Raw genomic sequence first — 7,771 nt, 5'->3', positions numbered from 1 at the left:
TTCCTAACTGATATTATATTTTTGATAAAAACTCAAGAATTTTACTATTTGTGGAGCAGGTTTCTGAGATTGTACTGGCATGCCCACCAGTAACCATTAATTCGAACTGGGCATTTTGCATATTTTCTGCTAAAGCTAACCCACGTTGCCATGGTACTAAAACATCGTCAAGGTTACTTAAAACCAGCGTTGGGTTTTTAATATGCTTAGCGTTTATAAGTGGCTGATAGGACTGCAAGGCTTTTAGTCTAGTTAGGACGTTTTCAACTGGAGGGAAGCTAGCGATGGCTGCATCTTCTTTTTGCGTGAGCGCCTCTATATTGTTCGATATCCATATAGGCGGATATAAAAATATTGCTTGAGCTCGTACAAATGCTTCTATCCCTGTATCTTCTATCAAACTTTTCCGCATATTAAAACACTTAATAGTATGAGGATCCAGACGTTCCCAACCATTTAAGATAACCAGTTTATCTAATAATTCCGGTGCTTTGTTAGCGACCTCAATACCGATAAATCCACCAAGTGCGTGACCCACGAAATGACAATTAGATAGCCCTTCTTTTTCTAGGATTTTAATCAATTGCTCTGCCAAATCTTGCATAGAGTAGCTATCTGATAAGAGTTCACTATTAGGTAATACCCCATCTTGTTCATAACAAACCACATTGTAATGCTCAGCAAAATATTCAATTTGAGGTAACCAAAAATTGGCATGCCCGCCCAAACCTGAACTAAATACGATCGTTTCTGAAGTATCTTTCTTACAAGGATATCTTTTAACTAACATATACACCCATCCAATTTTAATAAAATTTAAATTGCTGAAATAGTCTCTAATGACTCATAGCAGTCTAAAACCCACTCAAGATTGTTAAATTAATTCAGCGGTACAATCATTATTTTCATAATAGTCATATCTTAGAATATCTTTGAGATCATTCACCTCATTCTCATTTTCAATACCTTCTTTATACCTAATGTATTTAATCAACTCATCTATCGTACCGATCTTCAAGTTGTGAATATCAGCAAACTTAATTAAATCATCTCTACGAGCCATTTCGCCATCTTGGTTAATTATTTCAACGATAACCGCTGCGGGCTCTAAACCAGCTAGTCTCGCTAAGTCGCAACCTGCCTCAGTATGCCCAGGTCGCTCTAAAACCCCGCCTGCTTTGGCCATTAATGGAAAAATATGCCCTGGTGTTACGACATCGTCGGCACCACCGCCTTGAGATACGGCTGTCCTAATAGTCGTCGCTCTGTCTGCAGTCGATATGCCTGTGGTGACGTTTTTTGCTGCATCAATTGAAACGGTAAAATTTGTGCTGTATGGCGCTTTATTATCTTTGCACATTAGAGGTAAATTCAGTTGGCTGCATCGCTCTGAAGTTAAGGTCAAACAAACCAAACCTCTTGCATGCGTAATCATAAAATTAATATCTTCGGGCTTGGCTAAAGTTGCTGCCATAATGAGGTCACCTTCGTTTTCTCTATCCTCATCGTCCATGAGTATAACCATTTTGCCCGCTTTTATATCTTCAACGATTTCTGACATTGTATTAAGATTCATAAAGCTCACCATTTAGTACTAAAAAAATAATTACGAATTTATATATTTTATCTAGTACGTGTTATTAACCAACTGATTTTACTAACACCCAATAGGCTAAAAGCGACGTGTGTATCTATTAACTCATACGGTTTTAGAAAAAATATGCTCATATTCTCTATAAAACTCACTTCGATGAATTAAAACCTATCGCCTTTTTAGCCACATAATTTAGTTAATGACACGTTCTAGCATAACTTCTTAGGGTTAATGTAGGATTGATACGTTGTATACCTATTTCATAGAAATCGTGGTATTAACGCCTTTACTAGCGTCCTCATCAAACCAGCGTGATATCACCGTTTTAGTCTGTGTATAAAACTGTACCGCTTGTTTACCGTAGGGACCTAAGTCGCCAAGTTTACTGGCTCTAGATCCTGAAAAAGAAAACATGGGGAGCGGTACTGGAATCGGTAAATTAATGCCGACTTGTCCAACATCTATATCCTGTTGGAACTTATGTGCATGCGCACCAGACTGAGTGAAAATTGCGGTGCCATTACCATTTGGATTCCTATTGATAATCTTAATTGCTTCTTCAAGCGTGTCGGCATACATAATGCACAGAACGGGACCAAAGATTTCTTCGGTATAACAACTCATATCAGTCGAGACATGATCTAAGATGGTCGGACCCACAAAGTTGCCATTTTCATAACCTTTTACCTGACAGCCACGGCCATCTAGTCTTAAGTTGGCTCCTTCATCGACTCCTGCTTGGATTAAGCGCTCTACACGGTCTTTGGCTGCCCTAGATATTAGTGGACCTAAGTCTTTATCATCCTTACCTGCAGACACCACCAATTGTTCTGACTTTTCTACAATCTCATCGACCCACTGTTTAGACTCTCCAACCATTACCACTACAGATAATGCCATGCATCGCTGCCCAGCGGCACCAAATGCTGCTCCAGCTAACTGATTCAAGCATTGTTCTTTATTGGCATCTGGCATAATAACGGCATGGTTTTTCGCCCCCATCATGCACTGCACACGTTTACCAGCCTGACTTGCTCGGTTATAAACATGCTTACCAACCGATGTTGAACCAACAAAGGACATCGCTTTGATATCTGGGTGATCGCATAGTGCATCCACCGTATCCTTACCCCCATGGACAACATTTAACACGCCTTTTGGTATACCTGCTTCAAGAGCCAGCTCAACCAGTCTCATAGTAACGATTGGGTTTTGCTCAGAGGGTTTCAGAATGAACGTATTACCTGTTGCTATGGCCATGGGGAACATCCACAGAGGAATCATGGCAGGGAAGTTAAACGGAGTAATACCGGCACAAACCCCTAATGGCTGTTGAACGGTATACATATCAACGCTACTGGCGACATTTTCAATATATCCGCCTTGTTGCAAGTTACCAATACCTGATGCGTGCTCTACGACTTCAAGCCCTCTAAACACGTCACCTTTAGCATCTGCAAGCGTTTTACCTTGTTCTTCAGTAAGCAGCGCTGCTAGTTCATCCATATTCTCACGGATCAACTGTTGGTATTTTAGGAAAATACGCGATCGCTTGCTGATTGGTGTCGTGCGCCAACTTTGAAAAGCCTCAGAGGCAACCTTGACGGCTTGCTCGATTTCCTCAGGCGTTGACTGTGGTACCTTGGCAATAACTTCTTGAGTCGCTGGATTATTGATATCAATCCATTGTGTGGTAGTCGATTCAGCAAACTCACCATTAATTAAGTGTTGTACTGTAGAAGGTTCTGAATTCATAACATGATTCCTTTAATTAATATAAAACAAGCGTTTAAATTTATGGGTTGGGCATTAGCAGCGGTTCTGAAGGTGCGACTTCTTCATCAGTAGTCACGTTCATTTCTTTTTGTTTGTTTTTAAAGTTGAAAACTAAGTTCATGAGAATGGCTAAAAAGGTGGCTGTTCCTATACCGCCCAGATCAAAGCCGCCAATGTTTATTGAAAAATTACCAGTTCCCATGATGACTGGAACTGCGGCTACCAACATATTTCCATTCTTGCTGAAATCAATTTTTGCATTCATCCAAATGCGGGCGCCAGCGATAGTAATTAAGCCGAAGACAACGATTGAAGCACCCGTTAGAATAGCCACAGGAATGGTGCTGACTAAGCTCCCAAACTTAGGTGATAAGCCTAATAAGATTGCGAAAACACCTGCTATAACAAATATGACCGTTGAGTAAATTTTGGTAGCGGCCATGACGCCGATGTTTTCTGCATAGGTCGTCATCCCGGTGCCTCCTACCGAGGCAGAAAGAGTGGTACAAAGCCCATCAGCGAAAAAAGCTCTACCCATATAAGGTGAGATACTTTTGCCAGTCATGGCTTCTACTGCTTTGAAATGACCAAGGTTTTCAGCAATTAAAATAATAAAAACGGGGGCAATGACTAAGATGGCACTAGTTTGAAACACAGGCTGATAAAATGTTGGAATACCAAACCAAGCTGCATTCGCAACTGGAGCAAAATCAATAGGTGTGCCCATACCCATGACATTCGTTAGTAGGTAATAAATAGCATATGCGGCTACCAGTCCTATTAACAGTAATAAGCGTCTGACCATACCTTTGGTAAATATAGCGACTGTACAAATACACAATACAGTGACCAGCGCCATCCAAGAGTCAAAGCTACTTCCGATAACGCTTTGGATGGTGATAGGCGCTAAGTGCAAGCCAATCGTCATGACGATAGCCCCAGTAACCACGGGAGGCATCAACCCTTCTATCCACCCTGCCCCTGTTTTCATCACCAACAAGCCCACTAATGCATATAAAATCCCACAGACAATGGTACCCCCAAGAGCAATGCCAATATTTGGATTTATGCCAGTGCCGCTATACCCTGTTACGGCTGCTACAGCTCCTATAAATGCAAAGCTAGAGCCTAAATAACTTGGTACATGACCGCCAGTAATTAGAAAGAATAGTATCGTCCCTATACCAGTGATGAGCATGGTCAAACTAGGATCAAAACCCATTAGCAATGGGGCCAAGATTGTTGCACCGAACATTGCGAATGAATGTTGAGCACCTAAAGCCAAACTTTTACCCATTGGTAAATACTCATTGATACCTACCGGCGTAGTTTCTAGGTCTCCAGTATATGGACGCCATTTTACAAACCATTTATCCATTTTAAATATCCTTAAAAAGTAGAGGTATGATGCTTAGATTTAGCTCGTGCACTTACTTAATTGATGGTAGTCTCTATCGAAATATATGAGACTTTCACAATCACACTTGTGTTTGATATCCAATACTTCGCAAATTAAAATATCGTGAGTGCCCACTGAGCTAATAAGCTTCACCTGACAATCAAAAGAGATAATGGCGTCTTCTAATACTGGCGATCCTGTTGACAACGTAGACCAACTGCCTTGATCAAATCTTTCTTCTAAAGAAACTTTGCCCCCAAAAGCACCGCTTAGGTCTTTGTGTTCAAGCGCAAGTGTGTTGACGCACAACACCATGTTTTCTTTAAAATAATCGTATACAGAAGCGTTTCTGTTTAAACACACTAATAGGGTTGGCGGTTCATCGGTGACACTACACACCGCTGATGCCGTAAATCCTGCCCGCCCTGCTGGACCTTCAGTAGTAATAATATTAACTGCAGCAGCCAACTTGCTCATCGCCTCTCTAAAAGATTGCTGCATGTCGGTTAAGTTACCTGACGTAGAGGTAAGTGATTCCTTCGGCTTATTTTTCATTGATAAGGACTGCATTACTTGGTTTTCTTTCATTGCTGTATTCATCTGTCATTTCCTTTTAAAAAATATCTCGCCACATATGTAGTTAACTAAAGCACCCCATTACGGTTAAATCTTAGGTAAACTTAAATTCACTAACTGCAGTTATTTTGAATAAAGATGGTTTTATCCAACGTGTGCTATAGAAGCAATTTCAATTAAAGCGTCTGGCTTTACCAACCCACATTGGATGCAGTATCTTGCTGGCTTATCATTAGGGAAAAACTCTGCATAGACTTGATTAACGGCATCATAATCTGACCAATCTTTTACAAAAATTGAATTAAACGTCACGTCATCCATATTTCCGCCTGCTGCATGAATCACATTTTTTATCGTCGTTAGAACATGACGAGTTTGAGCTGCTGCATCACCCACATGTACGACATCATTATTTTCATCAAAAGCCAAAGTGCCAGAGACATAAACGATATCGTCTGCCTTAGTAGCGGGTACAAAAGGGGCTAATGGTTTGCTTGTACCTTCTGGTATAACGACTTGTTTTGACATATCTAAATTCCTATTGCTATTAAATTAAATGTTGAAAATTTGGTTTAGTTATCTAAAAAACACTGCTGCATGCTGGCAACATCAGACACCCAACCAAAAAAAGTTTTTACGTTATATAGTGTGCCGTCTTGCGCCTCTGGTGGCCCCGCTTGATGACAAGCGTCATCTAATAAGACCCCAAAATACTCAAGAAAAAATCCATCTCTAAGCGTCGATTCAACACAAACGTTCGTGGCGATACCGGTGAACAATAAATTACGTATGCCTCGTGACCGTAAGACACTATCTAAGCTGGTGTTAAAGAAGCCACTATATCGAGGCTTATCTATCACGATGTCTTGAGCAGTGGGGCTAAGCTCGTCGACCAATTCGTAATCCCAACCGCCTTTTGCTAACAAGGTTCCGTCAAGTTCAGGATCTTTACGCATAGTTTTTAAAGCGTTTGATTTGTGATAATTTGGCGAGCCGCTACTGCCAGCCTCTACATATTTATTGTCCCAACCATTTCTGAAATAGATGACTTGTATGCCAGCTTGATGCGCGATATCCACGGCTTGCTTTATGTTGTTTATGACCGGTTTGGTCGATGTCACATCAAACCCAGCCAAATCCAAATAGCCTCCTTGACTGGCATAAGCATTTTGCATATCCACCACAATCAATGCCGTTTGTGATGGGTCCAACTTAATAGGCTCAGGCAATGACTGTAAAATGGGAGAGGATTCTTTTGTAAAATCTGCACAGACTGTATTAACCGAATTCATGTTCGTTCCTTTTAATAGGCTTGGCGGGTATTAGGCTTGACTGGCAACTGGTGTTTCGACGTTCAGACGACTCTTCATAAGGGGTTGGATCTTAGTACCAAAGTCCTCAACACCTTGCACAAAATCATCAAAGGTAAGCAAAACACCATCAGTACCCTCTACTTCAGCGACTTCATCTAACATGCTAGCCACCTTTTCAAAGGAACCGACAAACGTACCCATGTTGATATTGACCGGTGAAACGCTTGATGCCATATGACGAATATTGGTGTCTTTACCTGATGTTTTGTCTTTACCGCCTTGTGACTGTAACCAGTCGATGGCTTCAAAATCTGCACCTTCGTTATATGACTCCCACTTAGCCTGTGCTTTTTCGTCGGTTTCATCTGCAATAACCATAAAGAGCACATAGGTCGAAACAGTACGACCCGTCTTATCCGTTTGTGCCTTTAACCGATCATTAATACCTGCATAAGCGGTGGGTGTGTTTAAACCTTTACCAAAGACAAAGTTGTAGTCGGCATACTTTGCAGAAAACTCTAATCCTGTATCTGATTGTCCCGCACAGATAATCTTCATATCCCCTTTTGGAATTGGCTTAACTTGACAGTCATCCATCTTGAAGAATTCACCCTTAAAGTCAGATTGACCGGTACTCCACAAATCTCTCAAAATGTGGACATATTCAGATAGGTATTGATATCGTTTGCCAAAATAATCGTCGCCTGGCCACATGCCCATCTGCCCGTATTCTGCTTCTTGCCAGCCAGTCACTACATTCAACCCAAAGCGCCCATCTGAAATCGAGTCAAGAGTCGATGCCATTCTCGCCACGATGGCAGGTGGCATTACTAAAGTCGCCGATGTGGCATAGATTTTTATTTTAGAAGTGACCGCAGCCAACCCTGCCATCAAGGTGAAGCTTTCAAGGTTGTAATCCCAAAACTCAGTCTCCCCGCCAAAACCGCGCAGCTTGATCATTGAAAGCGCAAAATCAAAACCATAGTGTTCAGCACTTTGTACAATTTGCTTGTTAAGCTCAAATGTTGGCTTGTATTGCGGCGCGTTTTTTGAAATTAACCAGCCATTGTTGCCAATCGGACAAAAAATTCCTACTTCCATAATTTCACCTAT

General features: G+C 41.3%; 7 protein-coding genes and 1 pseudogene. All 8 read right to left on the bottom strand.

Annotation, left to right across the window (positions count from 1 at the left end; genetic code table 11):
- Nucleotides 1-13: 13 nt before the first annotated feature.
- Nucleotides 14-790, bottom strand: a complete 777-nt coding sequence (rutD, locus tag L0J61_RS07480; RefSeq protein ID WP_301465745.1) for a pyrimidine utilization protein D — start codon at nucleotides 788-790, stop codon at nucleotides 14-16.
- 192 nt (nucleotides 791-982) lie between these two features.
- Nucleotides 983-1,576 (bottom strand): annotated as a pseudogene (ribB, locus tag L0J61_RS07475) (3,4-dihydroxy-2-butanone-4-phosphate synthase); the annotation flags it as partial.
- A 273-nt stretch (nucleotides 1,577-1,849) separates the two neighbouring features.
- The gene (locus tag L0J61_RS07470; RefSeq protein ID WP_301465743.1) at nucleotides 1,850-3,349 is read right to left on the bottom strand and encodes a CoA-acylating methylmalonate-semialdehyde dehydrogenase; all 1,500 of its coding nucleotides are present in this window, start codon (nucleotides 3,347-3,349) and stop codon (nucleotides 1,850-1,852) included.
- A gap of 40 nt (nucleotides 3,350-3,389) precedes the next feature.
- Nucleotides 3,390-4,757, bottom strand: coding sequence for a solute carrier family 23 protein (locus L0J61_RS07465; RefSeq protein WP_301465750.1), 1,368 nt, complete (start codon nucleotides 4,755-4,757; stop codon nucleotides 3,390-3,392).
- Between the two features lie 30 nt (nucleotides 4,758-4,787).
- Nucleotides 4,788-5,324, bottom strand: a complete 537-nt coding sequence (locus tag L0J61_RS07460; RefSeq protein WP_301465748.1) for a flavin reductase — start codon at nucleotides 5,322-5,324, stop codon at nucleotides 4,788-4,790.
- Nucleotides 5,325-5,489: 165 nt separating this feature from the next.
- Nucleotides 5,490-5,873 (bottom strand): pyrimidine utilization protein C, encoded by a 384-nt coding sequence (gene rutC, locus L0J61_RS07455; protein WP_301465741.1) that lies wholly within the window; start codon nucleotides 5,871-5,873, stop codon nucleotides 5,490-5,492.
- A gap of 44 nt (nucleotides 5,874-5,917) precedes the next feature.
- Nucleotides 5,918-6,637 (bottom strand): pyrimidine utilization protein B, encoded by a 720-nt coding sequence (gene rutB, locus L0J61_RS07450; protein WP_301465739.1) that lies wholly within the window; start codon nucleotides 6,635-6,637, stop codon nucleotides 5,918-5,920.
- Between the two features lie 30 nt (nucleotides 6,638-6,667).
- Nucleotides 6,668-7,759: a pyrimidine utilization protein A gene (gene rutA, locus L0J61_RS07445; protein WP_301465746.1), complete on the bottom strand. Its 1,092-nt coding sequence runs from the start codon at nucleotides 7,757-7,759 to the stop codon at nucleotides 6,668-6,670.
- Nucleotides 7,760-7,771 lie beyond the last annotated feature (12 nt).

The organism is Psychrobacter sp. (genome assembly GCF_030457785.1).
GTDB lineage: Bacteria > Pseudomonadota > Gammaproteobacteria > Pseudomonadales > Moraxellaceae > Psychrobacter.
The sequence above is the reverse complement of the archived record's forward strand: the minus strand, read 5'-3'. Positions and strand labels throughout refer to the sequence as shown.

Excerpts from the sequence above, each read along its gene's own strand:
- rutD (WP_301465745.1), bottom strand. The coding sequence starts at position 790 with ATGTTAGTTAAAAGATATCCTTGTAAGAAAGATACTTCAGAAACGATC.
- L0J61_RS07470 (WP_301465743.1), bottom strand. The coding sequence starts at position 3,349 with ATGAATTCAGAACCTTCTACAGTACAACACTTAATTAATGGTGAGTTT.
- L0J61_RS07460 (WP_301465748.1), bottom strand. The coding sequence starts at position 5,324 with ATGAAAAATAAGCCGAAGGAATCACTTACCTCTACGTCAGGTAACTTA.
- rutC (WP_301465741.1), bottom strand. The coding sequence starts at position 5,873 with ATGTCAAAACAAGTCGTTATACCAGAAGGTACAAGCAAACCATTAGCC.
- rutB (WP_301465739.1), bottom strand. The coding sequence starts at position 6,637 with ATGAATTCGGTTAATACAGTCTGTGCAGATTTTACAAAAGAATCCTCT.
- rutA (WP_301465746.1), bottom strand. The coding sequence starts at position 7,759 with ATGGAAGTAGGAATTTTTTGTCCGATTGGCAACAATGGCTGGTTAATT.